This window comes from uncultured Sulfitobacter sp., from assembly GCF_964021855.1.
In the GTDB taxonomy this organism is placed as follows: Bacteria; Pseudomonadota; Alphaproteobacteria; order Rhodobacterales; family Rhodobacteraceae; genus Sulfitobacter.
In genome coordinates this window covers 312,616-336,065 of sequence record NZ_CAXHZD010000003.1, presented here as the reverse complement: position 1 = coordinate 336,065, position 23,450 = coordinate 312,616, and the positions used below count along the sequence as shown (strand labels likewise).

Below are 23,450 nucleotides of genomic sequence, written 5' to 3'. Positions count from 1 at the left end.
CTCTCATGCTTAAGACAGAAACCCGCTATGCCATTGATCCTGCAACAGCCAAGACATTGGACACCGATCAGCTGCGCGACCATTTCCATGTGTCCGGGCTGTTCGTCCCGGGTGAGATCAATGTGGTCTACAGCCATTATGACCGGCTGATCCTTGGCTCTGCCGTCCCAAACGGATCGCCGCTTACCCTTGACCATGTCGAGGCGACAGGCACCAAGAGCGTCCTGGAGCGCCGCGAAATGGCGGTTCTGAACATTGGTGATACCGGCACCGTGACCTTGGACGGCACCAGCCACACCATCGAAAACGGTGAGGTGCTGTATATCGGCATGGGCGCGGGCCCGGTCGAGTTTAGCGGGGCAGGGCGCTACTATCTGCTGTCGGCCCCCGCGCATCACAAGTACCCGACGACCTTGATCAAAATCGCCGACGCCCGCCGCGTCGAGATGGGATCGAAAGAGGCCGCGAACGAGCGGGTGATCATTCAACTGCTGCACCCTGATGTCTGCAAAAGCTGTCAATTGCTGGTCGGCTATACGCAATTCGCAGAAGGGTCCGTTTGGAACACCATGCCCGCCCACACCCATGACCGCCGGATGGAGGCGTATTTGTACTTTGGCATGCCCGAGGACGCCCGCGTGTTCCACCTGATGGGCGAGCCGAGCCAGACCCGCCACCTTGTTATGTCTAACGAAGAGGCCGTGATTTCGCCGCCTTGGTCCATTCACGCGGGCGCTGGCACGTCGTCTTATACTTTCTGCTGGGCGATGGCGGGCGACAACGTTGATTTCACCGATATGGACATGATCCCCATGGGTGATCTGCGATGACCAACCCGTTCTCACTTGAGGGGCGGCATGCCTTGGTGACGGGTGCCAATACCGGCATCGGTCAGGCGATTGCGGTGGGTCTGGCCGCGGCGGGTGCGCAGGTGGTCTGCGCCGGTCGCCGTGCAAGTGACGAAACCGTCGCGCAGATCACAGATGCGGGCGGCAGCGCCACATCCGTGCTGGTTGATTTCAGCGACCCGATGGCGGGCCAAGACCTGTTTGCCGGGCAAAACATCGACATTCTGGTCAACAACGCAGGCATCATCCGGCGCAATGATGCGGTCGATTTCACCGAAAGCGATTGGGACGCCGTGATGGATGTGAACCTCAAGGCGTTGTTTTTCACCACACAGGCATTTGCCAAGGATGTCCTGTCGCGCGGTGGACGCGGGGCCGTGGTCAACATCGCCTCGCTTCTGTCGTTTCAGGGGGGCATTCGCGTGCCGTCCTATACCGCGTCAAAACACGGTGTTGCGGGGTTAACCAAGATTTTGGCCAATGAATGGGCGGCAAAGGGCATCAATGTGAACGCCGTGGCACCGGGCTATATCGCGACCAATAATACCCAAGCGCTGCGGGATGATCCCGACCGCAATGCCGCGATCCTTGACCGTATTCCTGCAGGGCGTTGGGGCGATGCCGCTGATATCGCAGGGGCCGCTGTCTATCTATGTACGCCTGCCGCGCAATATGTTCACGGCGCGATCCTGAACGTTGATGGAGGCTGGCTTGCCCGCTAACACCAGCGCTGAACGCAAGGCACGCCCTGCCTCTGGGATCGTTCATCTTGGGCTGGGTGCGTTTTTCCGGGCCTTTGGATGCGTCTATGTAGCTGATGCCATGGCGGCGTCTGGCGGCGACTGGGGCATCATCGGTGTCTCGCTGCGCAGCCCCGATACCCGTGACGCGCTAAAGCGCCGCGATTGGCGGTATCTGTCGGTCACACTGGCCCCAGACAGCGAAGAAATCCGCGATATCGAAGTGCTGAACAACGTGCTTGTTGCACCCGAAAACCCCCGCGCCGTTCTGGAGGCGATGGCGGACCCCGCGATTAAAATCGTATCGCTGACCGTGACCGAGAAAGGCTATTGCCACAATCCGTCAACGGGCGCGCTTAACCTTGAGCACCCCGATATTCAGCATGACCTGACCAACCCGCACCCCGTGTCAGCGCCCGGTTTTTTGGTCCGCGCGTTGGAAATGCGGCGCACGGCGGGGCACATGCCGTTCACGGTGCTGACCTGCGATAACCTGCCGGAAAACGGCAAACTGGTGCGCGGCATGGTGCTGCAACTGGCTAAAGAAATTGACCCGCGTCTGGCCGCATGGACCGAAACGAACGGCCGGTTCCCGTCAACCATGGTCGACCGGATCACACCCGCCACGACCCAAGCCGACATTGACCGGATCGCGGCGCACACCGGCATCTCTGACGCGGCACCCGTCTTTCATGAACCGTTCAGCCAATGGGCGATCGAGGATGATTTCGTCGACGGCGCACGCCCAGACTTTGCCGCCGCCGGGGCCGAAATGGTTACCGACGTTACCGCCCATGAAAACATGAAGCTGCGCATGCTGAATGGCACGCATTCGGCGCTGGCCTATACCGGATACCTCGCCGGTCACGAAACCATTGCCGACACCATCGCCGATCCGGTTTTCGCGCGATACGCCCGTTTGCTGTGGTCCGAGATTATGCCATCCGTAGAGGCCCCAAAAGGTGTATCGTTGGCCGACTATGCCGATGCCCTTTTTGCGCGCTACAGCAACCCGTCTATTCGCCACCGCACATGGCAGATCGCGATGGATGGCAGTCAGAAACTGCCGCAACGCATCCTAGGTACGCTGCGTGATAATATGGCAGCGGGGCGGTCCTCTCCGGGGCTGTGTTTGGCGGTGGCGGCCTGGATGCGCTATGGTGCTGGCACGGACGAGGCGGGGCAACCTATCGATGTGCGTGACCCTCTGGCCGACCAGATGCGGGATGCTGCGGGCACCTCGGATACGGTGGCGGGCAAGGTCGCTGCTTATCTGGCGCTGCGCGATGTGTTTCCCGCTGATTTGGCGGACCGTCTGCAAGAGCCCCTGACCCAAGCCGCGGAATCGCTGTGGAGGGACGGTGCCCGCCGCGCGATTGAAAAGGTGGCCACATGATCGAAACCTGGCGTTGGTATGGTGATTTAGACGCAATCTCCCTCTCCGAGATCGCGCAAACCGGCGCGCGTGGGATCGTCACCGCCTTGCACGAAATCCCCTATGGCGAAGTCTGGCCGTCCCAAACCATCGCAGAGCGCAAGGCGCGGATTTTAGATGCTGGGTTTAGTTGGGAGGTCGTCGAAAGCCTGCCTATCCACGAGCGCATCAAAAAAGGTGATGGTGATCTGTCGCAGCTGTTTGCGAACTACCGTCAATCGCTAGCAAACTTGGCGGGGCAGGGGGTTAAGACCGTTTGCTATAACTTCATGCCGCTGCTGGATTGGACCCGCACGGACCTTGCAGCCCCCGTTGCAGGCGGGGCGACCTGCCTGCGCTTTGAGGCCGTGCGCATGGCCGCGTTCGAAATTCATATGCTGGGCCGGCAAGCGGCCGAGGCAGATTATACGCCGCAGGTTCTGGCCAAGGCGGCGGCGTGGTTCCAGCAAGCGACCGAAGCCGACCGTGACGCGCTGCTGGCGGCGATTATGGCCGGTCTGCCCGGTGCATTTGACCGCTATGATGTCACCGGGTTGCGCCATGCCCTAACGCAGTACGACGGCATCGACCGCGCCATGTTGCGCGCGAACTACAAACGCTTTCTGGACGAGGTTATTCCAGCGGCAGAAGAGCTGGGCATACGGCTTTGCGTGCACCCAGACGATCCGCCCCGCGATATCTTGGGGTTGCCCCGGATTGTGTCAAACGGTGACGATCTGGACTGGGTGCTTGCCGCCCATGACAGCCCTGCCAATGGCATCACACTGTGCTCAGGATCGCTGGGCGCGAACCCGCAGAATGATGTGCCTGCGATTGCGGCGCGTGTTGCGGATCGCATTCACTTTGCCCATTTGCGCAACGTCCGCAAAGATCCTGATGGATCGTTCGAGGAAGCGGCCCATCTGGACGGCGACACGGATATGGTGGCCTTAATTGCCGTGCTGCTGGCCGAACAAAAACGCAGGCAGGCCGCAGGGCGCGAGGATGCGTCGATCCCGTTTCGACCAGATCACGGGCATCATATGCTGTCGGATCATGAACGCACCCTGATCCCCGGCTATCCGTTGATCGGGCGGCTGCGCGGCTTGGCCGAATTGCGCGGTGTGATCCAAGGGTTGTCGCATGGCTGACCCCCTGATTTTGCACCCAGATGATACAATCGCTGTCCTAACGGCGCGCGCTGGCGCGGTGGCTGATCCGTTGGGCATTGGGGCTGCTTTGACGGCACCCGTCGCATCCGGCCACAAGATCGCGCGCAGGGCCATTGCCAAGGGTGCGCCGATCCTGAAATTCGGGCAATTCATCGGCACCGCCACCTGTGACATCGCAGCGGGCCAACATGTGCACAGCCACAACTGCAGCTTTGCGAACCCCGATCGGTGCTATGACATTGGCGCTGATCTGGTGCTGGCGCAGGCCGCTATCCCGCAAACGCCTCCGCTGACCTTTCAGGGCTATGCCCGCGCCGATGGGCGGGTCGCGACGCGCAACTATATCGCCCTGATCGCGACAGTGAACTGTTCGGCCACCGTGATCAAAAAAGCCGCGGCCGAGGTCGAAGCCAGCGGGTTGCTCGACCATTACGAAAACGTCGACGGGATCGTGGCCCTTGCCCATGGCACGGGCTGTGGGATGGCGGCGACGGGGCGGGGCTATGACATCCTTGATCGGGTGCTCTGGGGGCATGCGATCCATCCCAATGTGGGGGCCACGGTCTTTGTCGGACTGGGGTGCGAGGTGATGCAAATTGCGCGGATGCAATCGCATTTCGGCGATGCGGGCACCGACCGGTTTCATGCGCTGACCATCCAAAGCAACGGCGGCACCCGCGCCACCATTGACGCGATCAAGGCACATGTCACCGCGATCCTGCCGCAGGTGAACACCGCCCGCCGCACCGCGCAGCCCATGTCGGCGCTGCGCATCGCGCTGCAATGCGGCGGGTCCGACGGGTTTTCCGCAATCACTGCGAACCCCGCCCTTGGCAAGGCCAGTGATCTGATTGTGGCGCAAGGGGGCAGTGTGATCCTGTCTGAAACGCCCGAGATTTACGGCGCAGAGCAGCTGTTGCTGCGCCGTGCCAGCAGCGACGCGGTCGCGCAAAAGCTGATTGCACAGATTGAATGGTGGGAGGGCTATGCCGCCCAAAACGGCGGGTCGATGGACAACAACCCCAGCCCGGGCAACAAGCAGGGCGGGATCACGACGATCCTCGAAAAATCCTTGGGCGCCGTGGCCAAGGTGGGAACGACGCCACTGACCGCCGTGTATGACTATGCCGAACAGGTCACGCAAGCCGGGGCCGTGTTCATGGACACGCCCGGCTATGATCCTGTGTCAGCCACGGGCCAGATCGCCGGCGGCGCGCAACTGGTGGTTTTCACCACCGGGCGCGGATCGGCCTTTGGGTCGAAACCGGCACCGACCATAAAGTTGGCCACGTCGGACCAGCTGATGGCGCAGATGCCCGATGACATGGATTTGGGCACGGGCGATATCATATCCCAAGGGGTCAGCATCGCAGAGAAGGGGCAGCAGATTTTCGATCTGATCCGCGCAACGGCCTCGGGACAGGTTACAAAATCCGAAGCGTTGGGCTTGGGCAATGATGAGTTCGTGCCATGGCAAATCGGCGCGGTGATGTAGGGGTTGGGCGCTAAAGAGCCTGCGCCAATATTTCGACCAGCCCTTGTTGCGACAGGGAAAAGGGATTGCCCTTCATCGATGATGCGCCCGCCGATGCGGATGCGACGCCTTGCAAATCGTCCGCACGCAGACCCATGTCACCCAAGCCTCGCAGGCCCATGTCGCGCGACCATGCCTTGAGCTGCGACAGCCCCGTGCCGTCCGCACCAAAGTGCTGGTCGATCTGATCCATCACCCACGTCAGGCGTTTTTGAATATCAGTCCCGTTCTGCGCCTTACGCTGGTGGGACGCCAGAACGGCTGGCAACAGCGCGCCGCAAATCTCTCCGTGGGGGGCGTTGGTTCTGCCGCCGATCACGCCAGCAAAACCGTGCACAGCCCCCAATCCGGCATTGGCCAAGGCCAGCCCGCCCCACGTACTCACCCGCGCCATAGCGTCCCACGCGGAAGGGTCATCGTTTTCAACCACATCCCTGATCGCGCCAAGGCCGGTTGGAATGGCCGCCAGACACAGCGCGTCGGTCATCGGGTTTGCCTTGATCGAAAGATAGGGTTCGATCACTTGGGTAATCGCATCCAGCCCCGCTGAGAGCGTGACGCGGCGCGGTGCGCCTTGCATCAGGCCCGCATCAACAATGGCAATGTCAGGGATCATGCGCGGATCGCGCAGGCTGACTTTGATGCCATGTTCCGGCACCGTAATCACCGCGTTTTTCGTGACTTCTGCGCCGGTTCCGGCCGTGGTCGGCAGGGCGATCAGGGGCAGGGGGGCATGGTCTAGCGGGCGTCCGGTGCCCACGACCTCCAAGTACTCTTGCGGCGGGGACGCGCAGGGGATGAGGGCGGCCAGTGCCTTGGCAAAGTCAATGACGGCGCCGCCGCCAAGCGCTATGACGACGTCTGGATTGAACCCCTTGATCTGCGCCAATGCCAGTTGGACATCGGGCAGGCTGGGTTCATTCTGGCAGCGAAGGCTGCGTACCGTCATTCCCGCATCTGCACAGGCCTTCACCAACCATTCCGCACGTTGCGCACTTGCGCCGTGCACCAGCAGCAGGTTGTTGCCGTAGGCACGGGCAAGGCTGGGGGCTTGCGCGCTTTGACCACGGCCAAAATGGATGGCTTGGGGGCTGAAAAACGAAAACATGTCCGGCTCCTTGGGCTGTCGGGTGGTGTCTTAGACGCTAAGTGTGGCTTGAACGGCGCGTTTCCATCCGTCGTATTTCTGGCCACGCTTGGTTTCATCCATATGCGGTGAAAACTGGGTCTCGCGCGCCCATGCTGCGGCGAACCCCTGTTGGTCTGGATATATCCCGGCGCGCATCCCGGCAAGCCACGCGACCCCCAAAGCGGTCGTTTCATGGTTAACGGGGCGGTCCACTGGGGCTGCGATGATGTCGGACAGAAACTGCATGGCCCAGTCATTTGCTGCCATGCCGCCATCGACGCGCAAGGTTGGCTGCACGCCGGTGGCTTTCCAATCTGCCGACATCGCTTCGAGCAGGTCGCGGGTCTGGTAGCCGACGCTTTCAAGGGCCGCTTTGGCCATTTCGGCAGGCCCTGTGCCACGGGTCAGCCCAAAGGTGGCACCACGGCAATCGGGGTTCCAATAGGGCGCGCCAAGCCCGACAAAGGCAGGGACAAGGATCACGTTCTGATGGGGATCGGCCTGTTCGGCCAGCGCTTGGGTCTCTGCCGCGTCCGAGATAATCTTTAACCCGTCGCGCAGCCATTGCACGACCGCACCGGCCACGAAAATCGACCCTTCAAGCGCGTAGGTGGGTTTGCCGTCCAGCTGATAGGCGATGGTCGTCAGTAAACGGTTGTTCGATTGCACGGGCGTATCGCCGGTGTTGAGCAGGGCAAAGCAGCCGGTGCCATAGGTCGATTTTAACATGCCCGGCTTAAAGCAAGCCTGCCCGATGGTAGCTGCTTGTTGGTCGCCTGCGACGCCATAAATCGGGACCGGCGTGCCCAGCAGGTCGGGCTGCGTCTGGCCGAAATCGGCGGCGCAGTCTTTAACCTCGGGCAGCATTTCCATGGGGATGTTCAGCAGGCCGCAGATCGTCTGGCTCCACCGGCCTTTGTGAATATCGTACAGCATGGTGCGGGCGGCATTGGTGGCATCGGTGGCATGAACGGCCCCGCCGGTCAGCTTCCAGATCAGGAAACAATCAACCGTGCCAAACAACAACTCGCCCTTGGCAGCGCGGTCGCGGGCACCGTCAACATGGTCAAGAATCCAGCTTAGTTTGCTGGCCGAAAAATACGGGTCCAGCAACAGGCCGGTGCGGGCGGTGATCATCGGCTCGTGACCGGCGTCGCGCAGGGTGCGACAGGTGTCGGCTGTGCGGCGGTCTTGCCAAACGATGGCGTTGTAAATGGGGTCGCCCGTTGTCTTGTCCCAGACAATGACGGTTTCGCGCTGGTTGGTGATGCCGATGCCCGAGATATCAGTCGCGGAGATATCCGCGGCCTTGATCGCATCGCGGCAGGTGGCAACCGTGGTGTCCCACAGGTTCACCGGATCATGTTCAACCCAGCCTGATTGCGGGAAATGCTGGGGGAATTCTTGTTGTGCTTGGGCGGTGACAGTCATTGCGCCGTCAAACACAATCGTGCGGGTCGAAGTGGTGCCCTGATCAATGGCAAGAATATAGGTCATGTGGATCCCCGAAGCGTTAGGTAAAAAGCGGCCACCTTGAGGGGCAGCCGCTGATCTGAACTTTAGGCACGTGGGCCCATGGTTCAAGAGTTAGGAGTAACCGGGGCCAGATATCCAGCCCCGGAAAGGGTAGTTTACTGCCAGGATTTGATCAGCTCGTCATAGGCGATGGTGACGGGGGTTTCGTCCTCGTTTGCCAGTTTCGCTTTGGGCGAACCGGGCTGCGACAGCCAGTACTCTGGGTCCATCTCTTCGTTCATTTTCGGGCCGATATCACCCTGAACACCAGCGCGTTCCAGACGGATCAGAACTTTTTCCTGATCTGCGCAAAGCGCATCAAGCGCTTCTTGTGGGGTTTTCGCACCGGACATTGCGTCGCCGATGTTCTGCCACCACAACTGGGCCAGCTTTGGATAGTCAGGAACGTTGGTGCCGGTTGGCGACCACTGAACCCGTGCAGGCGAACGATAGAATTCGACCAGACCACCCAGTTTCGGTGCACGCTCGGTAAAGCTTTCGTGCTGGATCGTGGATTCACGAATGAATGTCAGACCAACATGGCTTTTCTTCACGTCCACAGTCTTGGATGTCACGAACTGTGCATACAGCCATGCGGCTTGTGCACGGTCCACTGGTGTGGATTCCATCAGCGTCCAGGAACCGGCATCTTGATAGCCGATCTTGGTGCCTTCGGTCCAATATGCACCGTGTGGGGAAGGGGCCATGCGCCATTTTGGCGTGCCGTCTTCGTTCATCACGGGCAGATCAGGTTCTACCGATGCTGCGGTAAACGCAGTGTACCAGAACATCTGCTGGGCGACGTTACCTTGGGCAGGGATTGGACCCGCTTCAGAGAATGTCATACCGGCAGCGGCAGGCGGGGAATACTTTTCCAGCCATTCGATTGCTTTGGTCACAGCGTAAACAGCCGCTGGTCCGTTTGTGGCACCACCACGCGCAACGCAAGACCCGACGGGCTGCGATTGTTCGTTTACGCGGATACCCCATTCGTCGACGGGCAGACCGTTTGGTTCGCCCACGTCACCGGCACCAGCCATAGACAGCCACGCGTCAGTATAACGCCAGCCAAGCGACGGGTCTTTCTTGCCGTAGTCCATGTTACCAAAAACGTCGCCTTCGACGCCAAGACGCGACAGGTCGCGGCCGGTGAAGAATTCAGCGATGTCTTCGTACGCGGACCAGTTGACCGGAACACCCAGATCATAGCCGTATTTCGCTTTGAAATCCGCTTTGTTCTGTTCGTCGTTGAACCAATCGTAGCGGAACCAGTACAAGTTCGCGAACTGCTGGTCGGGCAGTTGGTAAACCTTACCATCTGGACCGGTTGTGAACGACAGACCGATAAAGTCTTCCAGATCGAGGTTCGGGTTTGTGACAGCCGCACCTTCGCCCGACATCCAGTCGGTCAGGTTACGTGCCTGTTGGTACCGCCAGTGCGTCCCGATCAGGTCAGAGTCGTTGATATAGGCGTCATAGATGTTTTCGCCCGACTGCATTTGCGTTTGCAGCTTTTCAACAACGTCGCCTTCGCCGATCAGGTCATGGGTGACCTTGATACCTGTAATGGCCTCGAACGCGGGGGCCAGAACGTTTGATTCATATTCGTGGGTGCCGATTGTCTCGGAGACCACATTGATAGACATGCCTTGGTAAGGCTGCGCTGCATCTACAAAGAATTGCAGTTCAGCTTCTTGATCGGCGCGTGACAATGTCGAAAGATCGCCAATCTCGCTATCAAGGAATGCCTTGGCGGCATCCATGTCCGCGAACGCTGGCGCGCCAAGCATGCAAGCCGCAAGCCCGATGGCAGTCGTTCCTTTTAGTCGCAAGTTCATGGTTGTTCCTCCCTAAATTAGAACAGTGAAAGCAGCCCCGGTTCTTGCGCGCCGGGGTACCTGATCGACTACACCCAGCGGAAAACCGCGATGGCATAGAAGAAACACACAATCAGTGCCCCCCATTGGGGGGCGCTGAGCAGTCCAAGCCAGGCCAGATTGATAAAGGCCGAACCCAGCAACGTGATGAAAAGACGGTCACCACGGGTCGTTTCGATCCCCAAAACACCATTACGCGGCGTTTCAGGAAATTTGATGGCCAGCACGGTGAAGGTCACCAGCGTGGCCGCAATGATTGCGAAAAATATGGCGGTCGGCCAAGTCCATGCCATCCATTCCATTATCTAATTCTCCTATACTGCATTCTATTTGGCGTGCCATTCACCACTGTTTGCTCAATTTCCGTCATCTGGCCCTGGATTATTGGGTCGGCAAATGCAGCAACCACTGCTCTGCCAAGGTTTTGGCGCCTTACTCTGTCACCAACCTCCGCCCACTCGTCGCCAAAAAGATCTTTGAGAATGACCTGCTCATTGAGTGGGTGTCTTCCCATTAAATCGACAAATCTGGGGCCGTAAGTTTCCCATAGCTCCCTCTGATATTCTGTCATCACACCCTCCCTAGGGCAAAACCCTTGGCGATGTAGTTGCGAACAAAATAGATGACCAAAGCACCGGGCAGGATCGTCAGAACCCCGGCTGCGGCCAACACACCCCAATCGATGCCTGACGCGCCCACGGTGCGGGTCATGGTGGCGGCAATCGGCTTGGCATCGACGCTGGTCAAGGTGCGGCTTAGCAGCAGTTCAACCCAAGAGAACATGAACAAGAAAAACGCCGTTACCCCGATGCCGGAGGCGACCAGCGGCGTGAAAATCTTGATGAAGAACCGCGGGAAGGAATAGCCGTCGATATAGGCGGTCTCGTCGATTTCCTTGGGCACGCCGCGCATGAACCCTTCGAGGATCCAAACCGCCAGCGGCACGTTGAACAGACAATGCGCAAGCGCGACGGCGATGTGCGTGTCGAACAACCCGACCGAGCTGTAGAGCTGGAAAAACGGCAGGGCGAAAACCGCAGGCGGGGCCATACGGTTGGTCAGCAGCCAGAAGAACAGGTGCTTGTCCCCCATAAAGGAATAGCGGCTGAACGCATAGGCGGCGGGCAATGCCACGGCCAGCGAGATCACCATGTTCATCACCACATAGGCCATGGAGTTCAGATAGCCGGTATACCAAGACGCATCGGTAAGGATGGTCAGGTAGTTGTCGAACGTCAGGTCGCGCGGCCACAGGGTAAAGGTGTTCAGGATCTCTGTGTTGGTCTTAAGGCTCATCATCACCAACCAATAGATCGGCAACAAAAGGAACAGCAGATACAGGCCCATCACAACGGCGCTGCCATTCACAGACGGCAGGCCAAACCCGCGTTTCGGGGGGGATTGGGTAAGATCAGACATCAGTGGCCATCCCTTTTATCAAGGTTCGTCATGACGGTGTAGAACACATACGACACCAGCAGGATCACAAGGTAATACATGATCGAGAACGCCGCCGCCGGACCCAGATCGAACTGACCCAAGGCCATCTTGACCAGATCGATCGACAGGAATGTGGTCGCGTTGCCGGGGCCACCGCCTGTGACGACAAACGGTTCGGTATAGATCATGAAACTGTCCATAAACCGCAGCAGGATGGCGATCATCAGCACGCCCATAATTTTGGGCAGTTCGATAAAGCGAAAGACCTTCCAACGGCTGGCTTGGTCAATTTTGGCGGCTTGGTAATAGGCGTCGGGAATGGATTGCAGCCCGGCATAGGCCAGCAGGGCCACCAGCGACGTCCAGTGCCAGACATCCATCACAATGACGGTAATCCAAGCGGCGGTGGAATCTTGGGTATAGTTATAATCGATGCCAAGGGCGGCCAGTGTATGACCCAGCAGGCCAATATCGACGCGACCAAAAATCTGCCAGATCGTGCCGACCACATTCCACGGGATCAGCAGGGGCAGGGACATCAGCACCAGACAGAGCGAGGCCCAAAAGCCTTTCTTGGGCATGTTGAGCGCGACAAAGATACCCAGCGGAATTTCGATGGCCAGAATGATCAGTGAAAAGATGATCTGACGCGCAAAGGCATCCCACATCCGGTCCGAGGCAAGCATCTGCTTGAACCATTCTAGTTTGTCATCCAAGGGGTAAAAATCGCCCGCGAAAGCATCTTGCACCGAATAATTCACCACGGTCATCAGCGGGATCACGGCGGAGAAGGCGACCAGCACGAGCACGGGTAGAATTAGAAACCACGCTTTTTGATTGACTGTCTTATTCATGATCAAGCCACCTTTGGCGCGACGCGCCAGCTGTCGGAATACACATTCACACCGGCCGTATCAAAAACGATGCGGTTCATGTCGGGCGAGATTTCGGCACCTTCAGCCGCAATCACATTGATTTCAGAGCCTTGGAAATCCGCGCGCACGATCTTGTGGCGGCCGACGTCCTCGACCCGTTTGATGGTGACGGGCAGGCCGCTATCGCCGCCTTGCAGCGATGTGAATTCGGGCCGCACGCCCAGCTCGACCTTGCCTGTGGGGGTGCCGAAACCCTTGCCAAGTGCAATCTCGACGCCGCCAACCACGGCCTTGTCGCCTTTCACGTCGGCTTCCATCAGGTTCATACCCGGCGAGCCGATGAAATAGCCGACAAAGGTGTGTTCAGGCGTTTCGAACAGTTCCTGCGGCGTGCCCATTTGGACGACGCGGCCATCATACATCACAACGACCTTATCGGCAAAAGTCAGCGCCTCGGTCTGGTCATGGGTCACGTAAATCATGGTGTGCCCAAATTCGTGATGCAGGGATTTCAGCTGGGTGCGCAATTCCCACTTCATATGGGGGTCGATCACGGTCAGCGGTTCGTCAAACAGCAGCGCATTCACGTCTTCGCGTACCATGCCACGGCCCAGCGATATCTTTTGCTTGGCATCGGCGGTCAGGCCACGCGCCTTGCGGTTCAATGTGTCTTCCATCCCGATCATCGCGGCGATCTGTTGCACGCGCTCTTGGATATAGGCCGGATCAGCGCCACGGTTGCGCAGCGGAAAGGCCAGATTGTCACGCACCGTCATGGTGTCGTAGACCACGGGAAACTGGAACACCTGCGCGATGTTGCGCTGCGTGGTCGGGGCCATTGTCATGTCTTTGTCGTCAAACAGGATGCGCCCTTGGCTAGGGTGCAGCAGACCCGAAATGATGTTGAGCAACGTGGACTTGCCACAGCCCGAGGCCCCGAGCAGGGCATAGGCCTCGCCGTCGGACCAATCGAGGTTGAGTTCCTTCAGCGCAAAATCGTCTTCGGTGACGGGTTTGGGCAGATAGGAATGCGCCAGATTATCGAGGGTAATTTTTGCCATGTCGTGTTCCCTCAGGCTGCTGTTGCATAGGATGCAGGGGCGACCGATGTGCCGTCTTCTGCGAAAATATAGACGTGGGCGGGGTCAAGGAAGACATCCAGCGCCGTGCCGATCTTGAGGTTTTTCACCCCGTGAATCAGGCCCACCCAGTTGTCCCCATGGTGATCCAGATGCACGAAAGTCTCTGACCCCGTGATCTCGGTCACTTGCAATTTGGCGTTGAAGGCCAAGGCGTTCGACCCTTGTTGCACCAATTCCAGATGGTTGGGTCGGAATCCGGCAAGGTAATCGCCATCGCCAAGGGTCGCGAATGACCCCGTCGCGGGGGCGGTCTGGGCGTCGCCAAAGGACAGGCTATCGCCCGATTTCCGGACCTTCAGGAAATTCATCGGCGGGTCCGAGAAAACGCGCGCGGTCGTCGCATCGACGGGCTGGCGGTAGACAACTGGCGTGCGGTCAAACTGGGTAATACGGCCTTCCCACATCGCGGCGGTATTACCGCCCAGCAGCAATGCCTCTTCGGGTTCGGTGGTCGCATAGACAAAGATCGAACCGGCTTCCTCGAATATCTTGGGGATTTCGGCGCGCAGTTCTTCGCGCAGTTTATAATCAAGGTTGGCCAGCGGTTCATCCAGCAAGACCAACCCGGCATCCTTGACCAAAGCGCGGGCAAGGGCACAGCGCTGCTGCTGCCCGCCGGACAATTCCAGCGGCTTACGATCCAAAAACGGGGTAAGCTTCATCAGCTCGGCGGCTTTTTTGACCGCCTGATCAATCTCGGTTTTTGATTTGCCCAACAGACGCATGGGGCTGGCGATGTTGTCATAGACGGACATCGACGGATAGTTAATGAACTGTTGGTACACCATCGCCACGCCGCGGTCTTGCACCCGCATTCCGGTCACGTCCTTGTCGTTCCAGATCACCTTGCCGGTGTTTGGCACATCAAGACCTGCCATCAACCGCATCAGGGATGTTTTGCCAGCAGATGTTGGCCCCAGCAGCACGTTCATCGTACCGGCGCGCAGCTCTAGGCTGGTGGGGTGGATATGTGTTTGGCCGTTCACGACCTTGGACACACCCTCAAGAACGAGTGACATTAACCTCTCCCTTTTCGCAACGCTGGTTGCGGTTCGCTGGTGGTTTGCGCTGTGTTTTTCGCCATCCAAACATCCAGCAGTTCAATTTCCTGCGCGGTCATGCGAAGGCCCAGTTTGGACCGCCGCCAAACCACGTCATCCGCCTTGCGCGCATATTCATTCTTGATCAGCCACAGCACTTCTTGCGCCGTCAAGTTCGATCCGAAGTTCTGGCCCAGATCGGCTTCGGCGGTGGCATCCTTCAACACTTCAAACGCGTCAGTCCCGTAGGCCTTGATCAGGCGTGTGGCCCAAGCCGGCGTCAGAAACGGGAACTGTTTTATCAGGCGCGCGGTCAGATCGGCAACACCGTCCACAGGGAAATCACCGCCGGGCAGGGGAACACCAGCCGTCCAAGGCCCCTCGGTATCGGGAAAGAACGGCGCGATTTTTTCCAGCGCTGTTTCGGCCAGCCTGCGGTAGGTTGTGATCTTGCCGCCAAAAACGTTCAGCATGGGCGCGCCAGCGGTTTCATTAACCTTTAACACATAATCGCGGGTCGCGGCCGTCGCAGATGTCGCGCCATCATCATACAAAGGGCGCACGCCGGAATAGGTCCAGATGATGTCGTCTGTCGCTACGGGTTTTTTAAAGTAGTTTGAGGCGAAATTGGCGAGATAGGATTGTTCTTCGGGCGTGCACACAGGCTTGGTGCCCACATCTTTATGTTCCGCGTCCGTGGTCCCGATCAAGGTAAAATCAGTCTCGTAAGGGATCGTGAAAATGATCCGCCCGTCTTCACCTTGGAAGAAATAGCATTTCCCGTGATCATAGAGCTTTGGCACCACGATATGGCTGCCCCGCACCAGACGCACGCCTTCGGTCGAATTGATGCGCACGGTGTTGCGGATGATGTCTTCGACCCACGGACCGCCTGCATTCACCAGCATCCGCGCCTGCACCACCCGCTGCGCGCCGCCGTCCAACTCTTCAAGGGCGATGTGCCAGATGCCGTCTTTCTGCTCGGCTGATACAACCTTGGTACGGACGTTGATCTTGGCACCGCGCGCCTCGGCGTCGCGGGCGTTCAGAACAACCAAACGGCTGTCTTCGATCCAGCAATCGGAATATTCATAGGCTTTTTCAAAGCGGTCTTGCAGCGGGGCCCCTTCGGGCGTGCCGTGCAGGTTAAGCGATGTTGTCCCCTTAAGGATCTTTCGACCGCCCAGATTGTCATACATGAATAGACCCAGCCGGATCAGCCACGCGGGCCTGCGCCCCTTCATCCACGGCATCACGACATTCAGCAGTTTCGATGTGGGCGTATCGCCTTCGAACCGCATGTCGGGGTGGTAGGGCAGAACAAACCGCATTGGCCATGAGATATGCGGCATCGCGCGCAGCAGGGTTTCGCGCTCAATCAACGCCTCGCGGACAAGGCGGACTTCCCAATATTCCAGATAGCGTAAACCGCCGTGAAATAACTTGGTCGACGCAGAGGAGGTCGCGGAGGCCAGATCGTGCATCTCGGCGAGTTCGACACTAAAGCCGCGACCCGCAGCATCGCGCGCGATGCCACATCCATTGATGCCGCCGCCGATGACAAACAGATCGACCATGTGATGGTGTTTGTGCTGGCTCAATGAAGCCTCCCCGCATTCATTTTGCACCGCAGACTTGCGTCCTGCGATTGGCGGTAAAGGAACACCTAATCTTGCTGAAACGCAATAACGAATGTTCGTTTATGTTCCTTTTTGATAAAATAGGTGAAAACGCGCGTTTTTTGGCTGGGTTTTCTTTCCGTATTAAATGGGTTGTTTGCGTTAACCGTGATTCGACCACTTGACCCCCCGCTCAGACTGCTGATTGTTGCGCGGGCGGTTTGTACGGCGGGATAGGGCCGTATCCGCACCACTTGTATGCACCACGGGAGGGCGCAATGGTTTCGAACTTCAGGCAAAAAGAGATACTTGAGCTTGCACGTAAAGATGGCAGGGTCACGGTAGATGGCCTTGCCCTGCAGTACGATGTGACCGTTCAAACCATCCGCCGCGATTTGTCCGATCTGGCGGAAACCGGGCAGCTTGAACGGGTGCATGGCGGCGCTGTGGTGCCGTCGGGAGTGGTCAATATCATCTACGAAGAACGGCGGCGGCTGAATGATGCGGGCAAAAAAGCCATCGGCGTCAGATGTGCCCAAGCGATCCCGGCTGGTGCGTCGGTGTTCATGAACATCGGCACCACGACCGAGGCGGTCGCGCGCGAACTGCTGAACCACGAAAACCTGTTGGTGGTGACGAATAACCTGAATATCGCCAATATTCTGGCGGCCAATCACAGCTGCGAAATCATTCTTGCGGGCGGTGTCTTGCGCCGTGCAGATGGCGGGATCGTTGGCGGAATGACCGTCGAAATGGTGAAGCAGTTCAAGTTTGATTACAGTATCTTGGGATGCTCGGCTATTGATGCAGACGGGGACATTCTGGATTACGACGGTCAGGAAATCATGGTCAGCAGCACCGCGATCCAGCGGTCGCGCAAGGTGATGGTGGTGGCCGATCACCTGAAATTCCAGCGCACCGCCCCGCTGGCCATCGCCACATTGGGGGACGCCGACGTGCTGTTCACCGATGGCGCGCTGTCGCCCGAGCTTGAGGCCCGTTGCGCGGCATGGGATACCGAGGTGGTGATTGCATAGCCCGCAACCACGCCGCCCCAAAGCGGAGCGCGCATGAAAGATCGCGACAACACCGGTTGGATTTTTGTACTGCCCGCAGCGCTGGTTCTGGGCCTTGTGGGTTTGATCCCGCTGATGACTGTGGTGAACTATTCCTTTTTCGAGATTTTCATTCTGGACGCACGGTTTTGGGTCGGCCTTGAGTGGTACGAGGGCATCGTAACCTCGGGCCGCTTCTGGGCCAGCTTTGGCCGCAGTTTTCTGTTTTCGATGCTAATCCTGACGATACAAATCCCGCTGGGCATCGCTATCGCCCTATGTATCCCGCAGCGAAAAACATGGGTCGGGATCAGCCTTGCGGTGGTGGCGCTGCCGCTGCTGGTGCCGTGGAATATGATCCCGTCGCTTTGGCTGGCGCTGATGAACCCCGACAGCGGCATTTTGGGCCGGGTGCTGGGTGGGTTGGGCTGGCCCGTGGATTGGAAACTGTCGATCCCGCATACGTGGGCCGTGGTGATCGCGATGGATGTCTGGCACTGGACCAGCCTTGTCGTGATCTTGTGCTATAGCGCGCTGACGACCATCCCGCCGTCGCATTATCAGGCCGCCGCAATCGACGGGGCAGGGCCGTGGCAGGTGTTTCGCCACATCCAATTGCCGCAGCTGTATCATGTTTTGCTCATGGCGATCTTGCTGCGGTTCATGGACAGCTTCATGATCTATACCGAGGCGTTTCCGATCAATGCAGGCGGGCCGGACGGGGCGACGATGTTCTTGGCGGTCGATCTGGGCGAAGAGATCAAGGCGTTTAACTATGGCCCCTCAGCCGCCCGTTCGGTGATCTATTTCCTGATCGTGCTGATCGTCGCCTATAGCTTTAGCAAGGCGCAATCCAAGCTTAGCGACAGGCAGATATCATGAGGGATCGCGCGCGTATGTGGCGGGTCGTCAAAGCTGTGGCGCTGGCTGCGTTTGTGGTGTTTGTCAGCCTGCCACTGGTGCAGATGACGATGATCAGCTTTGTCGCGACGCTGGCGCATCCCGACGCACCGCTGGGTGCGGTCACCTTGCGCAATTACAGCGCCATCCTGACCGACCCAAGCCTGCGATCCGCCTTTGCCAATTCGATCGCCTATGTGCTGATCAATATTTGCATCACGGTGCCGGTGGCGATCCCGGCGGCCTATGCATTTTCACGCTTGTCCTTTGTCGGCGACAAGCATCTGTTTCTGGCGTTCATCGCGTTTCGGATCACCCCGCCTGTCGTCCTGACCCTGCCGATATTCCAGCTGTTTTCATCCCTTGGCATTGTGAACTCTGTCTTTGGCATCGCGCTGGCGCATTGCCTGTTCAACCTGCCGATTTCGATCTGGATTTTGCAGGGGTTTATATCCGCCGTGCCAAAGGAAATGGATGAAACTGCATTTCTAGACGGCTATTCGCGCCGCCGTTTTATCTGGAAAATCCTACTGCCCCAGATCGCGCCCGGCATCGCGGTTACGGCGTTCTTTTGCTTTATGTTCTCGTGGGTCGAGGTTGTGTTCGCGCGCATTCTGACCACCACGAACGGCAAGCCGATTTCGATGGCGCTGAACGCTTTGTTCGGATTTCAGACCGACATCGGGTTGGTAATGGCTGTCACGGTCGCGTCCATGCTGCCGGGGGCTGCGCTGCTCTTTGCGATGCGCAGCCACCTGTCACGCGGGTTCAAGATTGGCAGCGTTTAGGGCGCTTCAGGTGATCACATCGGGTGTGGTTCTACCAATGATTTTGCCCATATCGCTGACCTGTTGCGCGGCGGCCCAGACGTCGGCAAGGGCGGCTTGGGTGTCTTGCGTGGTGTCGCCATCAGTGCCTGAATATTGCTCTAGATAAAGGCGGATTGTGGCCCCTTCGGTACCTGTGCCCGACAATCGAAAGACAGCGCGCGCGCCGCCCTCAAACCCGATCCGCAGCCCTTGGTTCTTGCTGATCGATCCGTCTACCGGATCAAGATAGGAAAACTCGTCCGCTGTTGTTACCGTCAATCCGGCCAATGTTTTGCCCGGCAGGTCTGGCAGTTGCGCACGCAGGTGATCCATCAGGCGGTTCGCCTTGTCCGAGGCCACAGCCTCAAAATCATAGCGGGAATAGTAATCGCGACCGTAGGTTTTCCAATGCTCCGCCAGTATCTCTGCCACGGATTGCTTGCGCACGGCCAGGATATTCAGCCACAGCAGCACCGCCCATAGCCCGTCTTTCTCGCGCACGTGGTTTGATCCGGTGCCAGCGCTTTCTTCACCGCACAAAGTGACCTTGCCCGCGTCCAGCAGGTTGCCAAAGAACTTCCAGCCGGTGGGGGTCTCGAAAGCAGCAATGCCCAGCTTTTCCGCGACGCGATCACTGGCGGCGCTAGTGGGCATCGACCGCGCGATGCCAGCCAATCCGCCGTGATAGGCCGGGGCCAGATGCGCGTTGGCGGCCAGCACGGCAAGGCTGTCGGACGGGGTCACATAGTTGCCGCGCCCCACGATCATGTTGCGGTCGCCGTCGCCGTCAGACGCGGCACCCAGATCGGGGGCTTTGTCCGACATCATCAAATCCACCAATGGTTTAGCCCAGATCGGGTTGGGGTCGGGGTGGCCTTTGCCAAAATCCTCAAGCGGGATGCCGTTGACCACGGTGCCCGCTGCCGCCCCCAATGTGCCCTCCAGAATGGCCATGGCATAGGGGCCGGTGACCGCATGCATTGCGTCAAACTGCATGGTGAAACCGCTGGCAAATAACGCGCGGATCGCATCGAAATCGAACAGATCGGCCATCAACGCCTGATAGCTTTCGACCGGATCAACCACGCGGATCACCATGTCACCATGACGGGTTTCGCCCAACTGGCTTAGGTCCACATCCTCGAAATCAGCGATCTTGTATTGGCTGATGGTTTTTGTGGCCTCGAATATCTGCGCGGTCAGTTTTTCGGGGGCGGGGCCGCCGTTGCTGGCATTGAACTTTACGCCGAAATCTTCGTCGATGCCGCCGGGGTTGTGGCTGGCCGACAGAATAAACCCGCCATCATATTCATTAAGCCTGATCAAATGCGACACGGCAGGGGTGGACAGGATACCGTTTTGGCCGACGATCACCTCGGTCGCGCCATTGGCCGCTGCCATTTTCAAGATGGTTTGAATGGCTTGTTTGTTAAAGAAACGGCCATCACCGCCCACAATATATCGGCCGCCTTCTCCCCCTCCAATCCCGTCAAACGTCGCTTGAATGAAGTTCTCAAGATAATTTGGCCCCATAAAGACGCGGGTCTTTTTGCGCAGCCCGGATGTGCCGGGCATTTGCCCTTCGATCGGTGTGGTCGGGGTGATCTGGCTGGTCATCTTGTCGTCCTTGGCTTGGCAATCATCTCATGCGTACTGCGCACCACAGGGGCCTTGGGGTCAAGCCTTGCCGTGCGGTTAAATCGGTCTAGCTGAACATCTCATTGCGCCGTTGTTCAAGGGGACGCCAAAAGATGAAGGCCACTGACACTACCCCAACCTGAGATAGATGGCGACGTCTCGGCGCAAATAGGTTACGAAGTTAATACATAATTAAAATGAAGGAGGACATCTTATGACAGATGTGACGACGCCAGGCATTCCGACCCCGGATGGCGCGGCTGATGTGATCGATACCGATTACACCATTGGCCAAGACAACGTAGAGGGCAGCGTCGGGCCGTTCGGCTTTGATATTCACAACCCGGTTTTCATGATCTCGGGGATCTGCATCGTCGCCTTTGTGTTCTATACGCTGGCGCTGCCTGAACAATCGGGCACGTTATTCAAATGGTTGTTCTCCTCTGTGACCAAAGGGTTCGACTGGTTCTTTATCTCGGCGGGCAACATCTTTGTTCTGTTTTGCCTGATGTTGATCGTCACGCCGCTGGGCAATGTCCGTCTGGGCGGTGCATCGGCGGCACCTGATTACAACTATCTGGGCTGGTTTTCGATGCTGTTTGCCGCCGGTATGGGCATCGGGCTGATGTTCTATGGCGTCTCTGAACCACTGTCGCATTTCTCAAGCTCATTAGGTGGAACGGCTGTGGGTGACGACGGGCTGCGCACCGACTGGGCACCCTTGGGTGCCGCTGCCGGTGATCAGGCCGAGGCGATCCGCCTAGGGATGGCTGCCACGATCTATCACTGGGGTTTGCACCCTTGGGCGATCTATGCGGTGGTCGGTTTGTCGCTTGCATTGTTTAGCTATAACAAAGGGTTGCCGCTTACCATTCGTTCGGCTTTCTACCCGTTGCTTGGCGAACGCGTCTGGGGTTGGCCGGGGCATCTGATTGATATCTTGGCCGTCTTTGCGACGCTATTTGGCTTGGCCACGTCGCTGGGCTTTGGTGCGGCACAGGCAAATGCCGGTCTGAATGAACTGTTCGGCGTTCCTGTCGGGTCAACGGCGCAAGTCCTGTTGATTTCAGGCATTACGGCGGTGGCATTGGTGTCGGTGCTGCGCGGCCTGGATGGCGGCGTCAAAGTACTGTCCGAGTTGAACATGGGCCTTGCATTTCTGCTGCTGGCCTTTGTCTTGCTGGTCGGTCCAACGTTTTTGATCCTTCAGACCTTTGGATCGTCGCTGGTGGCCTATGTGGAATATCTGCCGGGTCTTTCCAATCCCATCGGGCGCGAGGACGTGAACTTTAGCCAAGGTTGGACATCGTTCTATTGGGCGTGGTGGATCAGCTGGTCACCTTTCGTGGGCATGTTTATCGCCCGCGTCAGCCGTGGTCGGTCGGTGCGTGAATTCGTGACCTGCGTGCTGCTGATCCCAAGCCTTGTTTGCGTCTTGTGGATGAGCGTCTTTGGCGGCGTTGCAATCCAGCAAGTTGTGCAAGACGGCTATACCGCCGCCCAAGAGGCAGAGCTGCCACGCCAGCTGTTTGCCATGCTTGATGCGCTGCCCTTGGCGGGGATCACATCGATGATCGGGATCATTCTGGTTATCGTGTTCTTTGTGACCTCGTCGGATTCCGGATCGCTGGTGATCGATACGATCACTGCGGGCGGTAAGGTGGATGCGCCAGTGCCACAACGTGTGTTCTGGTGTGTGTTCGAAGGTGCGGTCGCAATCGTGCTGTTGCTGTCGGTCGGCGGGCTATCGTCGCTTCAGTCGATGGTTATTTCGACCGGGTTGCCGTTTACCGTAGTGCTGCTGGTGATGTGCTATGCCATCTACAAAGGTTTGCGGTCAGAGCTGAAGAACACCTGAAGATATTGAAATGAAAAAAGCGCCCCGCTGTCTTTCGACGGCGGGGCGCTTTGCGTTTCGGGGCAGCGTATTCGACGAACATGGAATGCCGCCGTTTTTCCTATGTCGCGGTGTAGATCTGTTCCTCTCGCGAGTGTTCTGACAGATGCGTGATATGTTTGGCGCAAATCTCTTGCGCCTTTGCGACGTCTTTGATGGCGCAGGCATCCAACATGGCGGCGTGCTCATTCATGGATTGATCCAGATGTATTCCGGTGATCGTGAACAGATGCGTGCGCAGGGCCATGAGCGGGCCGATGGTGGTCTCATAGGATTTGATCATCGAACTGTTGCTGCTGCCCGAGATGATAGCGCGGTGAAATTTCAGATCGCCGCGTGAATATTGTTTTGTATCAGAGGTTTTGATGGCGTTCTGCATCTGATCCATGCCTGCACGCATACCCGCAAGCAGGCAGTCGTGATTACGTTCAATCGCAAGGGCAAGGCAGGCGGTTTCCATGATCGTACGATGTTCGCAAAGATCGTGGGTCATACGTTCGCCGGGCGAAAATACAAAAGAACCGCGCTTTGGAAACACCCGCACAAGCCCCTCGATCTGAAGCAACACAAGGGCTTCGCGCACGGGAGAGCGGCTGATCTCGAGCTGATCCGCCAGTTTCTGTTCGGATAGCTTTGTGCCCAGCGGAAACGTCCCCAAGATGATCGCCTCGCGGATCCGTTCGGCGGTCAGTTCGGTGAGAGATTTCTGTGGTGGGATAGGGTCCATGCGTCTGCTTTTCAAAGTTGAAGCTGTTGCAAGATGTAGTGATCTACCATGTTAGATGTCAATTGACACAATACCCTTC

General features: G+C 58.2%; 21 protein-coding genes. 9 read left to right on the top strand and 12 right to left on the bottom strand.

Annotated elements, in window-relative coordinates; genetic code table 11:
• Positions 1-5: 5 nt before the first annotated feature.
• From kduI to AADJ11_RS12200, 5 genes are read left to right on the top strand one after another with little or no spacing between them, the layout of a single operon-like run.
• Complete coding sequence (gene kduI / locus AADJ11_RS12220; RefSeq protein ID WP_341234791.1) at positions 6-830, top strand: 5-dehydro-4-deoxy-D-glucuronate isomerase; 825 nt, start codon at positions 6-8, stop codon at positions 828-830.
• On the top strand, positions 827-1,570 hold the full coding sequence (kduD, locus tag AADJ11_RS12215; RefSeq protein ID WP_341234790.1) for a 2-dehydro-3-deoxy-D-gluconate 5-dehydrogenase KduD: 744 nt from the start codon (positions 827-829) through the stop codon (positions 1,568-1,570). Before kduI ends, kduD begins: the two co-directional genes overlap by 4 nt.
• The gene (locus AADJ11_RS12210; RefSeq protein ID WP_341234789.1) at positions 1,548-2,984 is read left to right on the top strand and encodes a mannitol dehydrogenase family protein; all 1,437 of its coding nucleotides are present in this window, start codon (positions 1,548-1,550) and stop codon (positions 2,982-2,984) included. Before kduD ends, AADJ11_RS12210 begins: the two co-directional genes overlap by 23 nt.
• Positions 2,981-4,153: a mannonate dehydratase gene (gene uxuA, locus AADJ11_RS12205; protein WP_341234788.1), complete on the top strand. Its 1,173-nt coding sequence runs from the start codon at positions 2,981-2,983 to the stop codon at positions 4,151-4,153. The genes AADJ11_RS12210 and uxuA overlap by 4 nt, the downstream gene beginning before the upstream one ends.
• Positions 4,146-5,669, top strand: a complete 1,524-nt coding sequence (locus AADJ11_RS12200) for an altronate dehydratase family protein (protein WP_341234787.1) — start codon at positions 4,146-4,148, stop codon at positions 5,667-5,669. Before uxuA ends, AADJ11_RS12200 begins: the two co-directional genes overlap by 8 nt.
• A 10-nt stretch (positions 5,670-5,679) precedes the next feature.
• Here the strand turns inward: AADJ11_RS12200 and AADJ11_RS12195 are convergent, their stop codons facing one another.
• From AADJ11_RS12195 to glpD, 10 genes are all read right to left on the bottom strand, one after another.
• Positions 5,680-6,816 (bottom strand): iron-containing alcohol dehydrogenase, encoded by a 1,137-nt coding sequence (locus AADJ11_RS12195; RefSeq protein ID WP_341234786.1) that lies wholly within the window; start codon positions 6,814-6,816, stop codon positions 5,680-5,682.
• A 30-nt stretch (positions 6,817-6,846) separates the two neighbouring features.
• Positions 6,847-8,334, bottom strand: a complete 1,488-nt coding sequence (gene glpK, locus AADJ11_RS12190; protein WP_341234785.1) for a glycerol kinase GlpK — start codon at positions 8,332-8,334, stop codon at positions 6,847-6,849.
• 134 nt (positions 8,335-8,468) lie between these two features.
• Complete coding sequence (locus AADJ11_RS12185) at positions 8,469-10,190, bottom strand: ABC transporter substrate-binding protein (RefSeq protein WP_341234784.1); 1,722 nt, start codon at positions 10,188-10,190, stop codon at positions 8,469-8,471.
• Positions 10,191-10,258: 68 nt separating this feature from the next.
• A complete protein-coding gene (locus AADJ11_RS12180; protein ID WP_219580923.1) occupies positions 10,259-10,531 on the bottom strand; it encodes a DUF2160 domain-containing protein in 273 nt (90 codons plus the stop codon).
• Positions 10,531-10,800, bottom strand: a complete 270-nt coding sequence (locus AADJ11_RS12175) for a hypothetical protein (protein ID WP_341234783.1) — start codon at positions 10,798-10,800, stop codon at positions 10,531-10,533. The genes AADJ11_RS12180 and AADJ11_RS12175 overlap by 1 nt, the downstream gene beginning before the upstream one ends.
• Positions 10,800-11,648 carry a carbohydrate ABC transporter permease gene (locus AADJ11_RS12170; RefSeq protein ID WP_341234782.1) on the bottom strand — a complete coding sequence of 283 codons (849 nt, stop codon included), beginning with the start codon at positions 11,646-11,648 and terminating at the stop codon, positions 10,800-10,802. Before AADJ11_RS12170 ends, AADJ11_RS12175 begins: the two co-directional genes overlap by 1 nt.
• On the bottom strand, positions 11,648-12,523 hold the full coding sequence (locus AADJ11_RS12165; RefSeq protein ID WP_341234781.1) for a sugar ABC transporter permease: 876 nt from the start codon (positions 12,521-12,523) through the stop codon (positions 11,648-11,650). The genes AADJ11_RS12170 and AADJ11_RS12165 overlap by 1 nt, the downstream gene beginning before the upstream one ends.
• A 2-nt stretch (positions 12,524-12,525) precedes the next feature.
• Complete coding sequence (locus AADJ11_RS12160; RefSeq protein ID WP_341234780.1) at positions 12,526-13,605, bottom strand: ABC transporter ATP-binding protein; 1,080 nt, start codon at positions 13,603-13,605, stop codon at positions 12,526-12,528.
• A gap of 11 nt (positions 13,606-13,616) precedes the next feature.
• Positions 13,617-14,705, bottom strand: a complete 1,089-nt coding sequence (locus tag AADJ11_RS12155; protein WP_341234779.1) for an ABC transporter ATP-binding protein — start codon at positions 14,703-14,705, stop codon at positions 13,617-13,619.
• Positions 14,705-16,303 carry a glycerol-3-phosphate dehydrogenase gene (glpD, locus tag AADJ11_RS12150; protein ID WP_341235017.1) on the bottom strand — a complete coding sequence of 533 codons (1,599 nt, stop codon included), beginning with the start codon at positions 16,301-16,303 and terminating at the stop codon, positions 14,705-14,707. The genes AADJ11_RS12155 and glpD overlap by 1 nt, the downstream gene beginning before the upstream one ends.
• Before the next feature lie 320 nt (positions 16,304-16,623).
• Here glpD and AADJ11_RS12145 point away from each other — a divergent pair, with 320 nt between their 5' ends.
• From AADJ11_RS12145 to AADJ11_RS12135, 3 genes are read left to right on the top strand one after another with little or no spacing between them, the layout of a single operon-like run.
• Positions 16,624-17,382 (top strand): DeoR/GlpR family DNA-binding transcription regulator, encoded by a 759-nt coding sequence (locus AADJ11_RS12145; RefSeq protein ID WP_341234778.1) that lies wholly within the window; start codon positions 16,624-16,626, stop codon positions 17,380-17,382.
• A 33-nt stretch (positions 17,383-17,415) separates the two neighbouring features.
• Positions 17,416-18,282, top strand: coding sequence for a sugar ABC transporter permease (locus tag AADJ11_RS12140; protein ID WP_341234777.1), 867 nt, complete (start codon positions 17,416-17,418; stop codon positions 18,280-18,282).
• Complete coding sequence (locus tag AADJ11_RS12135) at positions 18,279-19,088, top strand: carbohydrate ABC transporter permease (protein WP_341234776.1); 810 nt, start codon at positions 18,279-18,281, stop codon at positions 19,086-19,088. The genes AADJ11_RS12140 and AADJ11_RS12135 overlap by 4 nt, the downstream gene beginning before the upstream one ends.
• A 6-nt stretch (positions 19,089-19,094) precedes the next feature.
• Here the strand turns inward: AADJ11_RS12135 and AADJ11_RS12130 are convergent, their stop codons facing one another.
• Positions 19,095-20,726, bottom strand: a complete 1,632-nt coding sequence (locus AADJ11_RS12130) for an alpha-D-glucose phosphate-specific phosphoglucomutase (protein ID WP_341234775.1) — start codon at positions 20,724-20,726, stop codon at positions 19,095-19,097.
• A gap of 235 nt (positions 20,727-20,961) precedes the next feature.
• Between AADJ11_RS12130 and AADJ11_RS12125 the strand changes: the two genes are divergently transcribed.
• On the top strand, positions 20,962-22,605 hold the full coding sequence (locus AADJ11_RS12125; RefSeq protein ID WP_341234774.1) for a BCCT family transporter: 1,644 nt from the start codon (positions 20,962-20,964) through the stop codon (positions 22,603-22,605).
• 100 nt (positions 22,606-22,705) lie between these two features.
• Here the strand turns inward: AADJ11_RS12125 and AADJ11_RS12120 are convergent, their stop codons facing one another.
• Entirely contained in the window at positions 22,706-23,371 is a 666-nt protein-coding gene (locus tag AADJ11_RS12120) for a GntR family transcriptional regulator (protein WP_341234773.1), read from the bottom strand.
• Positions 23,372-23,450: the final 79 nt, after the last annotated feature.